This window comes from Polaromonas eurypsychrophila, assembly GCF_014641715.1.
Lineage (GTDB): Bacteria > Pseudomonadota > Gammaproteobacteria > Burkholderiales > Burkholderiaceae_C > Polaromonas > Polaromonas eurypsychrophila.
Window position 1 is genome coordinate 168,204 of record NZ_BMIG01000007.1, and the last position, 20,047, is coordinate 188,250.

General features: G+C 60.8%; 18 protein-coding genes. 5 read left to right on the forward strand and 13 right to left on the reverse strand.

The genetic code is table 11. From position 1 onward, the window contains the following. Positions 1–60: 60 nt before the first annotated feature. Positions 61–753, reverse strand: coding sequence for an ArsR/SmtB family transcription factor (locus tag IEX16_RS11690; protein WP_188708663.1), 693 nt, complete (start codon positions 751–753; stop codon positions 61–63). A gap of 88 nt (positions 754–841) precedes the next feature. Here IEX16_RS11690 and IEX16_RS11695 point away from each other — a divergent pair, with 88 nt between their 5' ends. Genes IEX16_RS11695 through IEX16_RS11705 form a run of 3 tightly spaced genes read left to right on the forward strand, consistent with a single transcriptional unit; the run spans position 842 to position 2,775 of the window. After that, positions 842–1,315, forward strand: coding sequence for an OsmC family protein (locus IEX16_RS11695; RefSeq protein ID WP_188708664.1), 474 nt, complete (start codon positions 842–844; stop codon positions 1,313–1,315). Further along, positions 1,302–2,405, forward strand: coding sequence for a cytochrome P450 (locus IEX16_RS11700; RefSeq protein WP_188708665.1), 1,104 nt, complete (start codon positions 1,302–1,304; stop codon positions 2,403–2,405). Before IEX16_RS11695 ends, IEX16_RS11700 begins: the two co-directional genes overlap by 14 nt. Before the next feature lie 25 nt (positions 2,406–2,430). Next, positions 2,431–2,775, forward strand: coding sequence for an antibiotic biosynthesis monooxygenase family protein (locus tag IEX16_RS11705; protein ID WP_188708666.1), 345 nt, complete (start codon positions 2,431–2,433; stop codon positions 2,773–2,775). Between the two features lie 3 nt (positions 2,776–2,778). On the opposite strand, the gene fdhF is transcribed toward IEX16_RS11705, so the two are convergent. The 6 genes from fdhF to oxc form a co-directional block, all read right to left on the reverse strand. Next, the gene (gene fdhF, locus IEX16_RS11710) at positions 2,779–5,616 is read right to left on the reverse strand and encodes a formate dehydrogenase subunit alpha (protein ID WP_188708667.1); all 2,838 of its coding nucleotides are present in this window, start codon (positions 5,614–5,616) and stop codon (positions 2,779–2,781) included. A gap of 33 nt (positions 5,617–5,649) precedes the next feature. Continuing rightward, entirely contained in the window at positions 5,650–7,350 is a 1,701-nt protein-coding gene (locus tag IEX16_RS11715) for an NAD(P)H-dependent oxidoreductase subunit E (protein ID WP_188708668.1), read from the reverse strand. A gap of 36 nt (positions 7,351–7,386) precedes the next feature. Continuing rightward, the gene (gene frc, locus IEX16_RS11720; protein WP_188708669.1) at positions 7,387–8,634 is read right to left on the reverse strand and encodes a formyl-CoA transferase; all 1,248 of its coding nucleotides are present in this window, start codon (positions 8,632–8,634) and stop codon (positions 7,387–7,389) included. 105 nt (positions 8,635–8,739) lie between these two features. Further along, a complete protein-coding gene (locus IEX16_RS11725; protein ID WP_188708670.1) occupies positions 8,740–9,186 on the reverse strand; it encodes a PAS domain-containing protein in 447 nt (148 codons plus the stop codon). 113 nt (positions 9,187–9,299) lie between these two features. Continuing rightward, the gene (gene frc / locus IEX16_RS11730; RefSeq protein WP_188708671.1) at positions 9,300–10,571 is read right to left on the reverse strand and encodes a formyl-CoA transferase; all 1,272 of its coding nucleotides are present in this window, start codon (positions 10,569–10,571) and stop codon (positions 9,300–9,302) included. A 28-nt stretch (positions 10,572–10,599) separates the two neighbouring features. Then, positions 10,600–12,315 (reverse strand): oxalyl-CoA decarboxylase, encoded by a 1,716-nt coding sequence (gene oxc, locus IEX16_RS11735; protein ID WP_188708672.1) that lies wholly within the window; start codon positions 12,313–12,315, stop codon positions 10,600–10,602. 261 nt (positions 12,316–12,576) lie between these two features. Between oxc and IEX16_RS11740 the strand changes: the two genes are divergently transcribed. Then, positions 12,577–13,185 (forward strand): Crp/Fnr family transcriptional regulator, encoded by a 609-nt coding sequence (locus IEX16_RS11740; RefSeq protein WP_188708673.1) that lies wholly within the window; start codon positions 12,577–12,579, stop codon positions 13,183–13,185. Positions 13,186–13,257: 72 nt separating this feature from the next. On the opposite strand, the gene IEX16_RS11745 is transcribed toward IEX16_RS11740, so the two are convergent. From IEX16_RS11745 to IEX16_RS11755, 3 genes are all read right to left on the reverse strand, one after another. Then, positions 13,258–14,787 carry a tripartite tricarboxylate transporter permease gene (locus IEX16_RS11745; protein WP_188708674.1) on the reverse strand — a complete coding sequence of 510 codons (1,530 nt, stop codon included), beginning with the start codon at positions 14,785–14,787 and terminating at the stop codon, positions 13,258–13,260. 51 nt (positions 14,788–14,838) lie between these two features. Then, positions 14,839–15,360, reverse strand: coding sequence for a tripartite tricarboxylate transporter TctB family protein (locus IEX16_RS11750; protein WP_188708675.1), 522 nt, complete (start codon positions 15,358–15,360; stop codon positions 14,839–14,841). A 111-nt stretch (positions 15,361–15,471) separates the two neighbouring features. Beyond that, positions 15,472–16,488 (reverse strand): Bug family tripartite tricarboxylate transporter substrate binding protein, encoded by a 1,017-nt coding sequence (locus tag IEX16_RS11755; protein WP_188708676.1) that lies wholly within the window; start codon positions 16,486–16,488, stop codon positions 15,472–15,474. A gap of 310 nt (positions 16,489–16,798) precedes the next feature. Between IEX16_RS11755 and IEX16_RS11760 the strand changes: the two genes are divergently transcribed. After that, on the forward strand, positions 16,799–17,698 hold the full coding sequence (locus tag IEX16_RS11760; RefSeq protein ID WP_188708677.1) for a hypothetical protein: 900 nt from the start codon (positions 16,799–16,801) through the stop codon (positions 17,696–17,698). A gap of 30 nt (positions 17,699–17,728) precedes the next feature. Here the strand turns inward: IEX16_RS11760 and IEX16_RS11765 are convergent, their stop codons facing one another. From IEX16_RS11765 to IEX16_RS11775, 3 genes are read right to left on the reverse strand one after another with little or no spacing between them, the layout of a single operon-like run. Further along, positions 17,729–18,739 (reverse strand): 2-dehydropantoate 2-reductase, encoded by a 1,011-nt coding sequence (locus IEX16_RS11765; RefSeq protein ID WP_188708678.1) that lies wholly within the window; start codon positions 18,737–18,739, stop codon positions 17,729–17,731. A 21-nt stretch (positions 18,740–18,760) separates the two neighbouring features. Continuing rightward, entirely contained in the window at positions 18,761–19,528 is a 768-nt protein-coding gene (locus IEX16_RS11770; RefSeq protein ID WP_188708679.1) for a fumarylacetoacetate hydrolase family protein, read from the reverse strand. A gap of 9 nt (positions 19,529–19,537) precedes the next feature. Continuing rightward, the gene (locus IEX16_RS11775; protein WP_188708680.1) at positions 19,538–19,918 is read right to left on the reverse strand and encodes an HAD family hydrolase; all 381 of its coding nucleotides are present in this window, start codon (positions 19,916–19,918) and stop codon (positions 19,538–19,540) included. Positions 19,919–20,047: the final 129 nt, after the last annotated feature.

Here is a 20,047-nt window from a genome sequence, read left to right on the forward strand (position 1 = left end):
CTGCCGCTTGTGTTTTGCGGTGCTGGGGAGCGTGGATGGCCGATGCGCTGCTACGCCGCATCAGCCCAGGTGCAGGTCCCACTGCGCCAACTGCTCGCGGCCCAGCGCGGTGACGGCCACCACGCGGCTGTGTTTCCTTCGCTCTATCCAGCGCTCGGCCTGCAGGTGTTCCGCGAGCGCAGCGCCCAGTGCGCCGCCCAGGTGGTCGCGCCGCTCCGACCAGTCGAGGCAACGGCAGGCGAATTGCCGGCGCCGCGCGCGGGTGCCCGCCAGATCGAGGCCCAGCTTGGTGAAGGCCCTGGTGCCTTTGGGCGTGAGCTCGAGTTGCTTGGCCGCCGTGTCGCTGCTGTCGCTGACCAGCCAGCCCTTGCGCAGCAGGAGCGCCAATAAGCCAGTGCCCAGACTGCCGGCCAGGTGGTCATAACAGAAGCGGGCCTGACGGATGGGCTCGGCGGCCTGGGCCGGCTCGGGCTGACGCCGCGGTGCGACACGCATCAGCGACTCCACCAAGTGCGCGACATGCTCCGAGGCCAGACGGAAGTATTTGTGCCGCCCTTGCGAGGTGCTCGCCAGCAGGCCGTTGTCGAGTAGGCGCTTGAGGTGGGCCGTTGCGGTGGCCGGCGTGATGCCGGCACCGAGCGCCAGCTCTTTGGCGGTCAGTGCGCGGCCTTCCATCAGCAGTGCCAGCATCTGGATGCGGCGCGCATCGCCCACGGTTGCGGCGAGGCGGGCGAGGTCGGGTTCTGCATGCATGGTTTTATCCTGGACAAACTGTTGTTGCTCGACAAGGACTGGAAGGATAGCGACACTGGAGCCCTTTCAGCAAGAGGTGGAACGCACGATGGTCGAGCACACAGCGGAGATTTTCTGGGAGCGCGGCGCGCAGGATTTTTTGAAAGGCAGCTACAGCCGGCGGCACCTGATGCGTTTTGACGGCGGAGCCGAAGTGGCGGGCTCGTCGTCGCCGCACTCAGTGCCGCTTCCGATGTCTGACGCGGCGGCGGTTGATCCGGAGGAAGCCTTCGTGGCCTCGCTCGCCAGCTGTCACATGTTGTGGTTTTTGGCGATCGCCGCCAAACGCAAGTTCTGTGTGGACCGTTATTGCGACGCAGCGGTCGGGATCATGGCAAAGAATGCGCAGGGAAAAATGGCCATGACAGTGGTCACCCTCAGGCCCAAGGTGGGTTATTTCGGGGACCACCTGCCAACGCGCGAACAACTGAACCAGTTGCATCACGAGGCGAATGAGGAATGTTTTATTGCCAATTCGGTGCGCACCGAGGTCCGTTGCGAACCGGTGTATGGCGATGTTTGAAGCGGCCATCAAACCGCCTGCTGATCCCGTCGCTGCCGTCACCCATGCCGATCCCTGGCCGTATTACCGGCAGCTGCGCGAAACCCAGCCGCTGTATTTCGATGTCAGGCTGCAGCTCTGGGTCGCCAGCAGCCAGGCTGTGATCAGCGAGGCTTTGCACCACCCCTCGTTGAACGTGCGCCCGCCGGACGAGCCGGTGCCTGCGGCCCTGCAGGGCACGGCGGCAGGCGAGGTGTTTGCGCGACTGGTGCGCATGACGGACGGCGCCTTTCACGCGGCGCACAAGCCGGCGGTGGTGCGGGCGGCAGGGCGCTGGAGTCTGGCCGACGTGGCGCGGGCCAGTGAGATGGCAGCCGCCGACCTGCAGCCGCCCATGGGAACCAACGCGCTGATCAGCAACTTGCCGGTGCAGGTGATGGCGCGGCTGCTGTTGGTGTCCGAAAGCGTTCTGGCCGTGACTTGCGATCTGGTGCAGCAGTTCGTGCAGGGCATCGCTCCCGGCGCCTCAGAGGCGGCCGTGGCACTTGCTTCGCAGGCCGCCGAGGCCCTGATGGCTCAGGGAAGCGCCGAGGGCCTGAACGCAGTGCAGGCGGTCAACCGCATCGCGCTGATGCAGCAGTCGCTGGACGCGACGGCCGGTTTGCTGGGCCACACGGTCTTGATGTTGGCCCAGCACCCGCAACTGGCCGCCACCGCCCGCTGCTCGCCGCAAGCCATGCGCGAGTTCGTGGCGGAGGTCGAACGCCATCAGGCACCGATCCAGAACAGCCGGCGCTTTGCTGTGCGGGCACTTCGGTTGGCGGGCCAGCCGGTGGAACAGGGGCAGGGCATGCTGCTGGTGCTGGCCAGCGGCAACCGCGACGAGGCGCTGAACCCGCAGCCCGATCACTTTGATCCGCAACGTGCCAACCGGCGCAGCCTCGGTTTCGGTGCAGGCTCCCACGCCTGTCCAGGCGCGGCTATTGCTATCGAAACAGTAGCTGCTTGCGCCCGTTCGACATGGGCTGGAGGCCGATTTTATTCCTGTATCGGGCGGCAGACGGGGTTTCGGCCTCTGGGCAATGCCCGCATTCCGGTTTTTGAAAAATGACAACTGCAAACCAAGGAGACGCTCGATGGTGTCAGTAATTTTTGAAGTCTGGCCGGACCCAGCCCACCGAGAGGGCTACCTGAACTGGGCGGCCGAGCTCAAGACCGAACTGCTCAAGATGGACGGCTTTATTTCCATCGAGCGCTTCCAGAGCCTGAGTGAGCCTGACAAGCTGCTGTCGCTGCAGTTCTGGCGCGACGACGCTTGTCTGACCGCCTGGCGCAACCTGGACGCCCACCGCGCCGCGCAAAACGCGGGCCGCAGCACCATGTTCATGGATTACCGCTTGCGCATCGCCGAGGTGACGCGCGACTACGGCCTCAACCAGCGCGACGAGGCGCCCGCCGATTCACGCGCCGCACACGGCTGAAGCTCAGATACCGGCCAGCGCGACCGAGTTTTCCAGCGCCTGGCCGCCGCCGTAGCTGTCCTGCACCGGCGCCACACCGCCCAGCGTGACGCGGATGGCGCAGTACTTGAACTCCGGGATCTTGGCAAACGGGTCCAGCGCCGCGTTGGTCAGCTTGTTGATTGCCGCCTCGTAGTAGCAGAAGGGCACAAACACCGCGCCGCGCGGCGAGCTTTCGTCGGCCCGTGCGTAGAGCGCGACCTCGCCGCGACGCGATGCGATGGTCACCACGTCGCCCGGTTTGCCACCCAGCGCCGCCAGGTCCAGTGGGTGCACCAGCGCCACTGGATCGGGCTCGATCGCGTCGAGCACGGTGGCGCGCCGCGTCATGCTGCCGGTGTGCCAGTGTTCGAGCTGACGGCCGGTGATCAGCACCATCGGGTAGTCGGTGTCCGGCCGTTCAGCGGCCGGGATGATGTCGGCCGGGACAAATTTGGCTCGGCCGGATTCGCGCGGAAAACTGTCAACAAACACCACCGACTGGCCGGGGTCGCCTTCCTTCATGCAGGGGTAGGTGACCGAATGCTCGCGCTCGAGCCGGTCCCAGGTGATGCCGCCTATGCTGGGCATGGTGTGGCGCATCTCGTCGAAGACTTCGCTGACATGGTTGTAGTGCCAGCCGCAACCCATGCGGTTGGCGATCTGCGTGATGATCCACAAATCCTGACGCGCGTCGCCGGGCGGGTTGATGGCCTTGCGGCCCATCTGCACCAGCCGGTCGGTGTTGGTGAAGCTGCCGTCCTTTTCGGGGAAGGCGCTGGCCGGCAGGATCACATCGGCCAAATAGGCGGTTTCGGTCAGGAAAATATCCTGCACCACCAGGTGGTCGAGTGCCGCGAGCGCTTCGCGGGCGTGGTTGGCATCCGGGTCGGACATGGCCGGGTTTTCGCCCTGCACATACATGCCGCGTATGCCGCCCTTCTTGATCGCGTGCATCACCTCGACCACCGTGAGGCCCGGCGTGTCATCTAGCGAGCCTTCGGGCACCTTCCAGGCTTTTTCAAAGCTGGCGCGCACTGTGGGGCTGGAGACATGCTGGTAGTCCGGCAGCATCATCGGGATCAAGCCTGCGTCGGAAGCGCCTTGGACGTTGTTCTGGCCGCGTAGCGGGTGCAGGCCGGTGCCGGGACGGCCAATCTGACCGGTCATCAGCGCCAGCGCGATCAGACAGCGGGCATTGTCGGTGCCGTGCACGTGTTGCGACACACCCATGCCCCAGAGAATCATGGACCCTTTGGAGGTGGCATACAGGCGCGCGACGTAACGCAGCGTGTCGGCGTCGATGCCGCAGATCGGCGCCATCAGTTCCGGCGTGTAGCCTTCGACATTTTTGCGCAGCTCCTCGTAGCCGATGGTGCGACTGTCGATGAAGTCCTGGTCCACCAGGCCTTCGGTCACGATGACATTCATCATGGCGTTGAGCATGGGCACGTCGGTGTCTGGCTTGAATTGCAGGTGGCGGTGTGCCATGCGGGTCAGGTCGGAGCGGCGCGGATCAAGTACCACCAGTTTGGTGCCGTTCTTGATGGCGTTCTTGATCCAGGTGGCGGCGACCGGATGATTCACGGTCGGGTTGGCGCCTATGACCACGACGACATCAGCCTTGGTGACATCCATCACTGGGTTGGACACGGCGCCCGAGCCAATGCCTTCCAGCAAGGCGACGACCGACGAGGCATGGCACAACCGCGTGCAGTGGTCCACATTGTTGCTGCCGAAACCGGTGCGAACCAGCTTCTGGAACAAATAAGCTTCCTCGTTGCTGCCCTTGGCCGAGCCGAAGCCGGCCAGCGACTTCTTGCCGTGGGTGTCGCGGATGGCGGCGAGTTTACCGCCGGCAAATTCCAGCGCCTCTTCCCAGCTGGCTTCGCGGAATACGTCCATCACGCGATCCGGGTCCATCGTGAAGTCACCGGTTTTGGGCACGCCTTCACGGCGGATCAGGGGTTGGGTCAGGCGGTGCGGATGGTGCGCGTAGTCGAAGCCGTAACGGCCCTTGACACACAGGCGGCCATGATTGGACGGGCCGTCGCGGCCTTCCACGAACAGTATCTTGTCGTCCTTGACGTTGTAGGTGAGCTGGCAGCCGACGCCGCAATACGGGCAGACCGACTCGACCTGCTTGTCAGGCACGGTAAGGGCCGCCTCACGCGCCGGCATCAGCGCGCCGGTCGGGCAGGCCTGCACACACTCGCCGCAGGCCACGCAGGTGGATGCGCCCATGGCGTCGTCCATGTCGAACACGATCTTGGCCTGGTCGCCGCGGAAGGCCAGGCCGATCACGTCGTTGACTTGTTCATCGCGGCAGGCGCGCAGGCAGCGGGTGCACTGGATGCAGGCGTCGAGATTGACCGCGATCGCGGGGTGCGACAGGTCTTGGCGCACTTGCTGGCGTGCTTCGAATCGGGGTTTGCCGACGCCGATTTTGGCGGCCCACTGGTCCACCTCGTTGTTGCGCGTGTAGTCCTTCTCGGGCATGTCGGACAGCAGCAGTTCGAGCACGAGCTTTTGCGAAGCGACGGCGCGCTCGCTGTCGGTCACCACCTTCATGCCGGCCGTCGGTGCGCGGCAGCAGGAGGGCGCCAGCACCCGCTCGCCGTTGATCTCGACCATGCAGGAGCGACAGTTGCCGACCGCTTCCAGGCCTTCCTTGAAACACAGGTGCGGAATCTCCACGCCTTCACGTTTGGCCACTTGCAGCAGGGTTTCCGTCGTGCGGCCCTGGACTTCACGGCCATTGAGGCTGAAGCTCACCAGCGGCGCATCCAGTTCGGCGAGTTCTTGGCGGGTAATTGCATTCATGGTGTTGCCTTTTGTCTTGGTGTCCGAACGTGCTCAGGCCAGCTCATGAGGGAAGTATTTGACGACGCAGTCCATCGGATTCGGCGCGGCCTGACCCAGGCCGCAGATCGACGCGTCACGCATGACCAGCGACAGGTCGGCAAGCAGGGGCAAGTCCCACTTGGGTTGCGCCATCAGGTGGGCCGCTTTTGCTGTGCCCACGCGGCAGGGCGTGCACTGGCCGCAGGACTCGTGGTGGAAAAAACGCATCATGTTGCGCGCCGCATCGGTGGCGGTGTCCTTGTCGGACAACACCATGACCGCTGCCGAGCCGATAAAGCAACCATAGGGCTGCAGCGTGTCGAAGTCGAGCGGGATGTCGCCCATCGTGGCTGGCAGAATGCCGCCCGAGGCGCCGCCGGGCAGGTAGGCGTAGAAGGTTTGGCCGTCCAGCATGCCGCCGCAGAATTCCTCAATCAGCTCGCGGATGGTGATGCCGGCGGGTGCCAGCTTGACACCCGGTACCTTGACCCGACCGGAGACCGAGAAGGAGCGCAGGCCCTTGCGCTCATTGCGTCCGTGCGAGGCAAACCATTCACCGCCTTTTTCCAGGATGTCGCGCACCCAGTACAGGGTTTCGAAGTTGTGCTCCAGCGTCGGGCGGCCGAACAGGCCGACCTGCGCCACATAAGGCGGGCGCAGGCGCGGCATGCCGCGTTTGCCTTCGATGGATTCGATCATGGCCGACTCTTCACCGCAGATGTAGGCACCGGCGCCGCGGCGCAACTCGACCGCCGGCATGCCGGCCATCAGCGGTGAAGCCCGTAGCTTGATCAGCTCGGCTTCCAGCATGCTGCGGCAACCGTGGTATTCGTCGCGCAGGTAGATATAGATCGTCTCGATGCCGACGGCCCAGGCGGCGATCAACATGCCTTCGAGGAAACGGTGCGGATCGCGCTCGAGGTAGACGCGGTCCTTGAAGGTGCCGGGCTCGCCTTCGTCGATGTTGACGGCCATCAGGCGCGGACCTTTTTCAGCCTTGACAATGCGCCATTTGCGGCCCGAAGGGAAACCGGCGCCACCCAAACCTCGCAGGCCGGAGTCTTCCATGATCTTGATGACCGCCTCGACATCCTTCTCACCGGAAACGCATTGCTGGAGCAGGGCGTAACCACCTGCGGCCTGGTAGGCCGCGAAGTCCACAAAACCCTCGGGCACGTGTTTGACGGCGCCGGTGGCGACGGTGGCCATGACAGCTTCGCAGGTGGCATTCGGGACCGGGTTCTGCCCGACGACCGCCGCCGGAGCCTGTTCGCAGCGCCCGATGCAGGGTGCGGCGATGACCCGGATGTCCCGGCCGAGCAGGCCGGGGAGTTTGGCCAGCAAATCCTGGGCGCCAGCCATCTCACAGGACAAGCCGTCACACACCCGCACCGTCAGCGGCGCCGGCGCGGCCTCGCCTTCCTTGACCACATCGAAGTGGTGGTAGAAAGTCGCGACCTCGTAGACCTCGGTCTGCGCCAGACGCATTTCCTGCGCGAGTGCAGCCAGGTGGGCTGCGGACAGGTGGCCGAAGTGATCTTGCAGCTTGTGCAGGTGCTCGATCAGCAAATCAGCCTGGCGTGACTCGGTGCCCAGCAGCCGCTGTACATCGGCCAGCGCCACCGGATCGACGCGGCGACCCTTGGGCGCCTGACGTTTTCTCTGTTTGGAGGAAACCTCCAGGACGGCGATGGGGATGACGGGGTAGTTCATGTGGGCTAACTTCTTGGAAAAACGCGGGTTGACCCGCTAGATGACGTGTTCGGTGCGTAACTCGGCGATGTACTCGGCGCTGTAGCCGAGTTGTGTCAGCACCTCGTCCGTGTGTTCACCCAGCAGGGGCGAACGCGTGACTTCGGTGGCGCTGTCGGACAGCTTGATCGGGTTGCCCACGGTCAGGTACTTGCCGCGCGTGGGGTGGTCCACTTCGACGATGGTGCCGCTGGCCCGCAACGCGGGTTCTTCGGCAATTTCCTTCATCGACAGGATGGGACCGCAGGGGATGTCGTATTTATTCAGGATGTCCATGGCCTCGAACTTGGTCTTTGTCATGGTCCATTGTTCAATGCGCGCGAAGATGGGCTTGAGGTGGAGCAGGCGGGCAGCGGCGGTGGCGTAGGCCTCGTCGGTGATCCAGCCTTCCTCGCCAATGACTTTGCACACGGCCGGCCAGACACCGCCTTGCGTGATGAAGTAAATGTAGGCATTAGGGTCGGTTTCCCAGCCCTTGCACTTGAGGATGGAGCCCGGCTGCCCGCCACCGGAGGCATTGCCGGCGCGCGGAACGGCCGAGCCGAACTTGCCGTCCGGGTACTGCGGGTACTCATGCATGGTGCCGGTACGCTCCAGGCGCTGCTGATCGCGGAGCTTGACGCGGCACAGGTTCAGCACGGCGTCCTGCATGGGGGCCAGCACTTTTTGGCCGCGACCGGTGGTGTTGCGCTGATATAGCGCGGCCATGATGCCCAGCGCCAGATGCAGGCCGGTGCCGCTGTCACCGATCTGGGCGCCGGTCACCATCGGCGGGCCGTCGTCGAAACCGGTGGTGGATGCCGAGCCGCCGGCGCACTGCGCGACGTTTTCATACACCTTGCAGTCTTCGTAGGGACCGGGGCCGAAACCCTTGACCGAGGCCACGATCATGCGCGGGTTGAGAGTCTGGATGTGCTCCCAGGTGATGCCCATGCGGTCCAGCGCGCCTGGCGCGAAGTTCTCGACCAGCACATCGCAGGTCTTGATGAGCTCGTCGAGCACCTGTTTGCCCTTGGCGTTCTTGGTGTTCAGCGTGATCGAGCGCTTGTTGTGGTTCAGCATTGTGAAATACAGACTGTCCACGCCAGGAATGTCGGCAAGTTGTCCGCGTGTGGCGTCACCCTCGCCGGCGCGTTCCACCTTGATCACATCCGCACCAAACCAGGCCAGCAGCTGGGTACAGGTCGGGCCCGACTGGACATGGGTGAAATCGAGGATGCGAACACCGTCTAATGCTTTGCTCATGGAAATACCTGCATGGAAGTTGAAATAGGTTGCTCAAACATGGCTCCGTCAGCGTTGGCGGCCGGTTCAACCCCTATGTTAATCACTGGGTGCATGCGCTCAGGTTCAGGGAGCTTTGACCGGAGCAGCAAGCTGGATTTCAAGTTCGGTTAGGCGTTTTTTCAGGTTTCTTTCTTCAGCGAAGCGGCGAGTCTCGTCGCGGATGACCGCCACAATCGCCGAAACCTTGCCGTCCGGCGTGTGTAGCAGAGCCACGGTAAAGGCGATGGACAGGGTGTGCCCGTCCTTGTGGACAGCCGGTACGCGCAGCACATCGTTGCCATAACGTGTCTTTCCGGTTGCCATGGTCTGGTGGTAGCCGTCCCAATGGCGCTGCTGCTGGCGCTGCGGAACGATGATGTCCAGTGACTGGCCGAGTGCTTCGCTTTCGGTGAAGCCGAACATGCGCTGGGCAGCCGGATTCCACAAAACGATGGCGCCACCAGCGTCGGAAGCGACGATGGCATCGCCAACGGCCTCCACCAGTTGTTTCAAGTCGGTTGTTGTTTGCATAGATCCAATCGTGGTGCTGGCAAATAAACTGGCTAGTGCCTCAAACAAAGACGGCGCTCAAGTGAACGCCGTCTTTTTCAGGCCTTTGCGACCAAGGCCTCAACTTTCCGGGATCAGACTGCTTTCGCCGTGTGCATGGCTGCGATCTGGTCCTTGCTGTAGCCGAGCTCAGTCAGAACTTCATCGGTATGTTCTCCCAGCAGGGGCGATGCCGTTACTTCGGGCTTGGTGTCAGAGAACTTGATCGGGCTGCCCACGGTGAAATAGCTACCGCGCACTTTGTGCGGTACTTCAACGATGGAGCCACTGGCGCGCAAGGATTTGTCATGCAACAACTCCTTCATCGACAACACGGGCGCGCAAGGAATATCAAACTTGCGGAAGATGTCCACGGCTTCGAACTTGGTCTTGTCAGCAATGAATGCTTCAATCGTCGCGAAGATCTCCATGATGTGTGGTTGGCGTGCTTTGGCCGTGGTGTAGGCGGGGTCAGTCTTCCACTCGGGTTTGCCCAGTGCGTCGCAGATCGGCTCCCAGGCGTGACCCTGGACCGTGAAATAGATGTAAGCGTTGGGGTCGGTCTCCCAGCCCTTGCATTTCAAAATCCAGCCGGGTTGTCCGCCACCGCCGGCATTGGCGCCACGCGGCACCACGCCATCTTTGAAGGCTTCCATTTCATGCGGGTATTGCGGGTACTCTTCCAGGTAGCCTAGGTTGTCCAGACGCAACTGGTCACGCATCTTGACGCGGCACAGGTTGAGCACACTGTCCTGCATGGACACGGCGACTTTTTGGCCCTTGCCAGTCTGCTGGCGGCCGATATAGGCCGTCAAAATACCGATGGCCAGGTGCATGCCGGTATTGCTATCGCCCAAAGCGGCAGACGAAATGGTGGGACCTGAGTTCTCGCCCTTCCAATAGCCGGTGGTGGATGCTGCGCCACCCGCGCACTGGGCCACGTTTTCGTAAACCTTCAGGTCTTCGTAGTGGTGACCATCAGAGAAGCCCTTGACGGATGCCAGAATCATTTTTGGGTTGAGAGACTGAATGTGTTCCCAAGTGAATCCCATACGATCCAGCGCACCGGGACCAAAATTCTCGACCATCACGTCGGATTCCTTGATGAGCCTCTCCAGCACTTCCTTGCCTTCGGGCTTTTTTGTGTCCAGCGTCAGACCGCGCTTGTTGCTGTTGAGCATGGTGAAGTACAGCGCGTCAGCGCCTTCGATGTCGCGCAACTGGCTTCGGGTGACGTCGCCAGAGCCAGGACGCTCGACCTTGATCACGTCAGCGCCGAACCAGGCCAGCATCTGAGTGCAGGCGGGACCGGCCTGAACGTGGGTGAAGTCGATGATCTTGATGCCTGCGAGTGGTTTGTTGCTCATTTGTTTTCTCCTTAAATAGTGGACTTGATTACTTTTTCTTCGCGCTTTGCGGATTCAGGCTGGTGATGCGGCCGCTTTCGGTGCCGGCCGTCTCGTCGATGATGGCATTGATCAGGGTCGGTTTGCCGGATGCCACAGCCTCATCCAGCGCCTTGGCCAGTTCGGCCGGGGTGTTGGCCAGCACGCCGACGCCGCCAAAAGCCTGCATCATCATCTCGTAACGTGCATTCTTGACGAAAACAGTGGGCGCCACATCGCCGCCCAGCGGATTCACGTCGGTGCCCTTGTAAATGCCATTGTTGTTGAAGACGATCACGCAGATTGGCAGGTTGTAGCGACAGATGGTTTCGACTTCCATGCCGCTGAAGCCGAAGGCGCTGTCACCCTCGATGGCAATCACAGGTTTGCCGGTGACCACGGCTGCGGCGACCGCAAAACCCATGCCGATGCCCATGATGCCCCAGGTGCCGACGTCCAGGCGCTTGCGCGGCTCGTACATGTCGACGATGCTGCGCGCGAAATCCAGGGTATTGGCGCCTTCGTTGACAACGATGGCGTCCGGACGCGCCTTGACCGCGTTGCGGATCACGTTCAACGCGCTGTGAAAGTTCATTTTCTCAGGGTTCAATGCCAGGGTGGCAGCCATCTTGGACAGGTTTTTGTCCTTGCGCTCCTTGATGCCGTCGGTCCATTCTGCCGGCGGTTTGGCCCAGCTTGAGCCAAGACCGGCCAGAAGTGCCGATACGCAGGAGCCGATGTCGCCCACCAGCGGCGCGGCGATGGGCACGTTGCTGTCCATCTCGGTTGGCGAGATGTCGATCTGAATGAACTGCCGGGTGTCGGCATTGGCTCCGCCCCAGGTCTTGCCCTTGCCGTGCGACAGCAGCCAGTTGAGACGCGCGCCGACCAGCATCACCACATCGGCTTCGGCCAGCACATGCGAGCGCGTGGCGGAGGCCGACTGCTCATGGGTGTCGGGCAACAAACCCTTGGCCATAGACATCGGCAGATAGGGGATGCCGGTTTTTTCGATCAGGGCGCGGATGTCGGCGTCGGCCTGCGCATAGGCTGCCCCCTTGCCAAGCACGATCAGGGGGCGTTTTGCGCCTTTGAGCAGGTCGAGGGCGCGTTTGACGGAGTCAGGCGCGGGGAGCTGGCGCGGCGCCGGGTCCACCACCTTGACCAGCGAGCGTTTGCCGGCTGCGGCGTCCATGGTCTGCGCGAACAGTTTGGCCGGCAAATCCAGGTAGACACCGCCGGGGCGGCCCGACAGCGCCGAGCGAATCGCGCGTGCAATTCCGATGCCGATGTCCTGGGCATGCAGCACGCGGAAAGCCGCCTTGCACAGCGGCTTGGCAATCGCTAATTGGTCCATCTCTTCATAGTCGCCCTGCTGCAGGTCGACGATTTCGCGTTCGCTCGAGCCGCTGATCAGGATCATCGGGAAGCAGTTGGTGGTGGCGTTGGTCAGTGCCGTCAGGCCGTTGAGGAAGCCCGGAGCCGACACCGTCAGGCAGATGCCGGGCTTTTGCGTCAGGAATCCGGCGGCGGCGGCGGCGTTGCCGGCATGCTGTTCGTGGCGGAACGAGATCATGCGGATGCCCTCGGCCTGTGCTTTGCGCGTCAGGTCGGTGATGGGGATGCCGGGCAGGGCGAAAATTGTGTCGATGCCGTTGAGTTTCAGGGCGTCGATGACAAGGTGAAACCCGTCCGTCTGTTCTGTTGATTGAGTGTCGTTTGTCATGATGAATGTCTCTTCGTTTGACTTCGATAAGGATGAAGCAAGGTGGCTGGCAGCATCAGGTGTGCCAAAAGACCCACTGGCTGAAGTCAGGGTTTTCCATTGTGGATCAGCCTCCCTGGTTCTTGTGCCCGCACGGGTCTTTTACACCGTCGGGGTATCATAGGAATCGATTCGGTTTTCTCTATTGACCACGGTCAATTTTCGTTGCATTCGGCGCTCCCGAATACAGACGAAACCTGAATCGACTCAACCTAAGTCGTCATGCTGTCTGTACAAAACCATCCCGATAGAAACGTCATTCGCGTCCAGCTTGGGCAAAACCTGGTTCTCAAGGGAATGACAGCGGAGCAGAGCGCTGAACTGGAGTCTCATCTGGTGATCGTCGACAGCCAGAAAGGCGACACGCTGTTACACCAGGGTGCGCACGAAATGGAACAATATTTCATCCTGGAAGGCATTTTGAAGCGGGTTGTGACCAACCAGGAAGCCAAGGAGATGATTCTGCGTTTTGCCGACGAGCGCGATATGGAAACCAGCTACGCGGCATGGCGTCTGGGAACCCCCACGCCTTACAGCACCGTCTGCGTGACAAAAGGTCGGGTGGCCAAGCTGCCGCTGACGGACTGGGTGGCCTTCCTGGAGCGCCACTACGAAATCAAGCAGTCTTTTGAGTATTACGTCATGCGGCTCATGAGCGAAATCATGGCCCATACCATCACACTGCACTTGCTGGATGCGCCTGGCCGTGTCAAGCGCTTTCTGCGCAAGCACCCGGAGCTGTTTGACCGCATTCCGAAGAAAGAGCTGGCATCCTATATGAACCTCTCGGCAGAAACCCTGAGCCGTCTCAAGCAGCGCGGGAAAATCTGACAGGGCAATCGCAGCAGGAATAAAAAAAGCCGGGTGATGTACCCGGCTTTTTTTGTTGACTTGGTCAGACGGTCAGTCTACCGGCTGTTCCGCTGCAAATTCGTCCTTTTTGGGTGGACGGACCTTGGCGATCAAGCGGGAGATCAGGGGCCACAGCAGCAAAATCAGGGCCAGCAGGGTGATGCCGCCGACCAGCGGGTTGGACCACATGATGGACATTTCGCCCTGTGATACCAGCATCGCCTGACGGAAGGAGTCTTCTGCCTTGTCTCCGAGCACCAGCGCCAGCACCAGCGGTGCAAGCGGGTAGTCCAGCTTCTTGAAGAGGTAGCCAATCACGCCGAACAGCATCATGAACCAGATGTCCAGCATGGCGTTGTGGACGGTGTAGGCGCCGATCGCGCAGATCACCACAATCACTGGTGCAATGATGGAAAACGGAATCCGCAGGATGGATGCAAACAGCGGCACGGTGGTCAGCACAACGATCAGACCCACCAGGTTACCCAGGTACATGCTGGCAATCAGGCCCCAGACGAAGTCCTTTTGCTCGACAAACAGCAGCGGTCCGGGCTGGAGGCCCCAGATCAGCAGCCCACCGAGCAGAACGGCTGCGGTCGGCGAGCCGGGAATGCCGAGTGCCAACATGGGCAGCAGGGCGCTGGTACCGGCAGCATGCGCTGCGGTTTCTGGCGCAATCACGCCCTCGATCTCGCCGGTGCCGAACTTGGAACCGTTCTTGGACATTTTCTTGGCCAGGCCGTAACTCATGAACGAGGCTGGAGTGGCGCCGCCGGGGGTGATGCCCATCCAGATACCGATCAGCGAGCTGCGAACCGTTGTCATCCAGTATTTCGGCAGCTTCTTCCATGTCTCAAGCACAACCTTGGGATCGATCTTGGCGCTTTTTCCGGAGAAAGCCAAGCCTTCTTCCATTGAGAGCAGAATTTCACCGATGCCGAACAGGCCGATCACGGCGATCAGGAAATCGAAGCCGCGCATCAGGTCAGGGATACCGAAGGTCAGGCGCAATTGGCCGGTCACTGTGTCCATGCCGACAGAAGCCAGCGCAAAACCGATAGTCATGGACGCCAGGATCTTGAACGGAGAGCCTTTGCCCATGCCCACGAAGCTACAGAAGGTCAGCAGGTAAACAGCAAAGAACTCCGGCGGCCCGAACTTCAGCGCAAACTTGGCAACCAGGGGAGCCAGGAAAGTGATCATCACCACGGCAACAAACGCACCGATGAAAGACGATGTGAACGCTGCGGTCAACGCGGCGCCAGCCTTCCCCTGTTGGGCCATCGGGTAACCGTCGAAGGTGGTTGCAACTGACCAGGGCTCACCCGGTATGTTGAACAGAATCGACGTGATGGCGCCGCCAAACAGGGCGCCCCAGTAGATACATGACAGCATGATGATCGCCGAGGTCGGCGACATCGTGAAGGTCAGGGGCAGCAGGATGGCCACACCGTTGGCGCCGCCCAAGCCGGGCAGCACACCGATCAGCACGCCAAGGATGATGCCCACGAACATCAGGAGGATGTTCATCGGCGTCAGGATGACGCTGAATCCGTGAAAAAGCGAGTTTAGTTCTTCCATTTCGATATCCGGTCAGTAAAGGGTCAGTAGGCTCGTACGGGTAAGGAGGACTTAGTAGCCGAGGAAACTCAGCGGGTCGAACTGGCCCTTGAACAAGGGAACCTTGAACCAGACCTCAAACATGAAGAAAAACAGGACCACCACGATCAGGGCGGTGATCACGCTTTTGATCGGGGAAAATTTGCCCAGGATGATCATGAACAGCGCAATGTAGACAGCCGAAGCCATGTAAATGCCTACAAACTGGATGGCCAGCACGTAAACCAGCGCCGGCAGCAGGACCGACAGCACGCGCTTGAGCTGTTCGCCATCTACGAAGACGTCGGTATTCCGATTTTTTCCGAGGAGTGCCTGATAGAGGGTGCCGACGCCGGAAATGCACAGGATGATGCCGATGTAGAAAGGAAAGTAGCCAGCGCCGGGGCCGTCGCTGGTCCAGCCTGACCCGAGGGCCCAACTGCCCTGGAGGACCACGGCCCCCATGATGACAATGCAGGTGGCGACGATCGCTTCAACAATATAGGTCGCGACGCCGGTGCGAGACTCCGCGCCGGTTTCTTGGTTTGGCTCCATGAGCAACTCCGTTGGATTTGAGCGCCCTGGACCAGGGCGAACTTGATTGAATGTCGGGCTGGCGTGCGCCGGCCCGCGGGAGAAAACCCCGCGAACGGGGGCCTTCTTTTCTTACTTCGCGATGAAACCGGCTTCCTTCATCAGCTCGCGGTGGCGCTGTTCTGCGGAACCCAGCCATTTGGCGTATTCATCGCCAGACATGGTGGTCTGGTTGAATGCGCCTTTTTCCATGTAGTCTTTCCACTCCGGTGTGTCGCGGATTTTCTTGAGCAGCGTGACATAGAACTCAAGCTGATCCTTGGACACGCCGGGCGCCATAAAAATACCGCGCAGCATGGTGTAGTCGGTGGGGACGCCGGCTTCCTTGCAGGTCGGAATGTCTGCCCACGACATGGTGTCGGTGACTTTGGTCTTGTAAGACATGCGTTTGTCATCAAAGACACACAGGGCTCTGAGCTGGTTGGCACGCCATTGGGCAACCGCCTCGATCGGGTTGTTCACCGAGGAGTCGACATGTTTGCCGACCAGCTGAACGGCCACTTCACCGCCGCCCTTGAACGGGATGTAGATGAACTTGGTGCCGGTGGCTTGTTCGATGCCAACGGTGATGATCTGGTCTTCCTGCTTGGAGCCGGTGCCGCCCATCTTGACCTTGCTCGGGCCCGCTGCCTTCACTGCGGCCAGGTACTCCTTGGCATTTTTGGCTGGATTTTCCGCGTTGACCCACAACACAAACTGGTCGAGCGCCATCATGGACACGGGTGTCATGTCGCGCCAGTTGAAGGGGACGCCGGTTGCGAGCGGTGTGGTGAACAGGTTGGACAGCGTGATGATGATTTTGTGTGGATTGCCGGTCGCGCCTTTCACTTCGAGAAAACCTTCAGCGCCCGCACCGCCGGACTTGTTGACGACGATCAGCGGCTCTTTCATCAGCTTGTGTTTGATGACGATTCCCTGCATCAGTCGCGCCATCTGGTCGGCGCCGCCGCCAGTGCCCGCCGGTACAACGAACTCAACCGGCTTGGTCGGCTCCCAGGCGGCATGAGCGGGGGCTGATCCGACAGCCATCACCGCGATGGCCGCAGCCGTGGCGAGGCTGCTTTTGACGATGGAAAGTTTGATTTTCATTGCGTTGTCTCCTGTGTTGGGTAACTCGGATTGAGGCTGGAACTTCTTGATGATTTCCTGGCCAGAACGTATCACACCGGTATGGTCTTACCAAGTAGTTAAAAAACTCTTGACGAGGGTCAAGTTTGCTCAATTTTTGAGCCGCGCTAGGGTTTGTCCGGAGAGGTCCCTCGCTCCTCAGCCTTGCGCCTCCGAATAGCGTAACTCCCTAGGTGAAATTAGTACTCAAGCAGTAGGATGATTTTCAGTTCGGTTGGTCATCATGCACCGAATTGAGGGGACATATGAATTTTTACAAAGGCAATGAGCCATGAAAACACCATCCTTGCTGTTGATTTTGTTCTCATCCTGTGCCGCCTCCGCCCATGCGCAGTCATGCGAAGGCGGTTTGTACCTCAATCCGCAAGTCATTCGCGGTGAAGGCTCCTCCCAAACTGAAAGCGCGTTGAGAGAGCTGATTGATTTCGTCAAACCGACGGGTTTGTCCGTCTCCGCCGTCCTTAATATTAGGGAAACGCAGGATGTGCTGAATGCCGTCAAAAAGCCTGCGCCGCCTTGTTGGGTATATGGCAATCCTGTGGTGGGGCTGGCTTCGGGCTACCGCCCGGTGGCGATCAATGTGGACCCAATCCAGTCAGCCGTACTGATTCTGGCCGACATCGGCACCGTGAAGGACGGCAAGCCCGTGGATTTGAAGTCGTTGCCGCCCGAGCAGCAAGCCAAGGTGCTGGCCAAGCTCAAAACCACAAGCTGCTTTGGCATGAAAAGCGGCGTGACCACCTCGCTTGTGAAGGCCGAGAATTTCTGTGGAACTGTGGTGGAGGTCATGCCCCAGCAAGGCCTGGGACAGAGCTATCTGCCGACCAAGGCCGCTTTTCACTGGCAGGCAGATCGTTGGGCGGGACTGATCACACGTCTTCAGTCGGCCCAGGCTGCCACCATGAAAAACCATCATGGAACGGATGACCGGATCCACATGGCTCAACTGGTGGTTGTGCCGGCGGCCAATCCCAGCTGGGGGTATGGCCTCTATGTGCACCCCAATGCGCCGGCGGATGCCGTGAAAAAGGCGGCCGCGCAATTTGCATCGCTTAAAACCGCCAGCCCTTTGCTGCTCAAGGCACTGGACCTGGGCGCCAAGTATGAGTTTGAAACGCCTTCCGATGCGGCAGTTCAGGCGATGAAAAAATCGCTGGCCACCGGGTCCTGATGACGCAGTGGGTTGCTGGCAGCGTCCTGTTCAGGCGGCAAGTTGAAGCCGCACTTGCCCACTTTCTTCCTGCATGGTTCGAGCCAGCAGCTTGACCAGGGCATACAGCGTGTCGATATGAGGTGTGGGCGTCTGTGTCAGGCGGCCGAGTTCCACCACTGAGCCGACCAGGGCATCAATCTCGGGTGCGCGCCCGGCCTCAATGTCCTGCAACATGGATGTCTTGTGTTTGCCCACCTTCTCGGCACCCGCAATGCGCTTTTCAAGTGTCACGCGAAATCCAATGCCCAGCTTGTGGGCAACGTCTTGCGCTTCGCGCATCATGCTGGCCGCGAGCTCGCGTGACAGCGGGAATTGGCAGATGTCCTGCAAGGTGGAGTGGGTCAGGCTGCTGATGGGGTTGAAGGTGAGGTTGCCCCAGAGCTTGAGCCAGATTTCGGAACGGATGTTGTCAAGCACCGGTGCCTTGAAGCCCGCCCTGGAAAAACATTCAGAGATGCGCGTGACCCGTTCGCTGGCCGTGCCGTCGAGCTCACCCACCGGGAAGCGGTCGCCCTCAATGTGCCTGACGACGCCCGGCGCGACCAGCTCTGACGCTGGATAGACGACGCAGCCGATCACCCGCTGCGGCGGGATATTTTTGACCAGGATGCCGGTGGGGTCAACGCTGTGCACCTGGCTGCCCTCGAACGGTCCGCCATGCTTGTGAAAATACCAGTAGGGGATGCCGTTTTGCATGGTGACCACGGTGGTGTGTGGCGCGAACAGTTTGGGCAGATCATTGGCCACGGCCTCGACCTGGTGCGCTTTCATCGCCAGAATCACAATGTCTTGCGGACCGGCTTCTGCATAGTTGTTGGTGGCCTTGACATCGCCGGCGACATGTTCACTGCCGTCGTGCATGATGAGTTTCATGCCGTTCTTGCGAATGGCGTCGAGGTTGGCGCCGCGCACCATGAAAGTCACGTCCTCGCCAGCCAGTGCCAGTTTCACGCCCACATAACCGCCGATGGCTCCGGCTCCAATGATCGCAATCTTCACACCCGTTCTCCCGAAAAATGGCTATTCAAACCGGTTGCTGAGCCTGCCGATGCCAGCAATCTCCACCTCAATGGTGCTTCCGGGCTTCATGGATCCGACGCCCACTGATGTTCCGCAGAGGATGATGTCGCCCGCGTACAGCGTGATGTCCTGTGAAATCAGGCTGACCAGTTGCTGTACCGAAAAACGCATGTCGCTGATCGGATAGTCCTGGCGCACTTCTCCGTTGAGGAGCGTCCTGACCATCAGTTTTGCCGGATTCAGGCCGGTAGCAACCACCGGACCGAACGGGCAAAAAGTGTCAAATCCTTTGGCCCGCACCCACTGAGCAAATGATGGATCGCGATTCAAAATGTCGGCGACCGTCACATCATTGGCGCAGGTGTAGCCAAACACATGATCGAGCGCCTCACGCTCCTGCACCTGTTTGCAGGTTTTGCCGATGACAATGCCCAACTCGCCTTCAAAAACCACTTTGCCGTCGCAAGGTGGCTTGCGGATGGTGTCACCTGGCGCCAGATAGGAGTTCGGGGACTTGATGAGGTACAGCGGCTCGTTGGGGACGGGTAAATTGAGTTTCTCGCCCAGCGCGTGAAAGTTGTTCCACAAGGCGATCACCTTGGTGGGTTGAACCGGGGTCAGCAACTCCACGTCAGCCAGTGGCACCAGGCGCTTGGTCGGGACGGCGCGGATGAACATGTCGCCTTCGCAGACCTGGACCTGCTCGCCCTGCAACATCCCGAAACGAATGGACTGGCCTTCCCTGAAACGCACCCAGTGATTTGACATCCCGCGCTTTCAGGTCAGCGCACTTGTCGCCGCACGGTGCGCGGGCGCGCCGGACGTTGCGTTGTGCCGTGAAGTTGGAGGGAGGTGCGAGTCGCCGATCCAGCCGTAGGCGGCTTGAACTGCCCGATGGCCCATGCTCGCATAACACCTGGCCTGGGTGGTTTCGATGGCGCCCACCAGAAATTCGGCTTCGTAAGCGCGCAGCAAGTGCGATTGCTCGGTTTCCAGGTAAATGCGCACACCCTCGCGGCCATGGGCCTGCAGGCGGGCGTAGGTGGAGGCATCCCAGTACCAGGTCAGGCCCAGTTCCTCGAACGCGGCGTTGTAGGCGTGGCGATGGGCTTCGGCGGCCTGGCCGGCGGCGGTCTGGGAAAGCAGGGCATTGAGCATGGCAGTTCTCCTCGTGGTGTGGCGCTCTGGTCGAGTGACGGCGCTTTTGCACCGGGCTTGAACGCAAATGTAGGGAAGAAAGATGATTAGCGATAGTTAAAGTATTTGATACTATTGATAACTTATCAG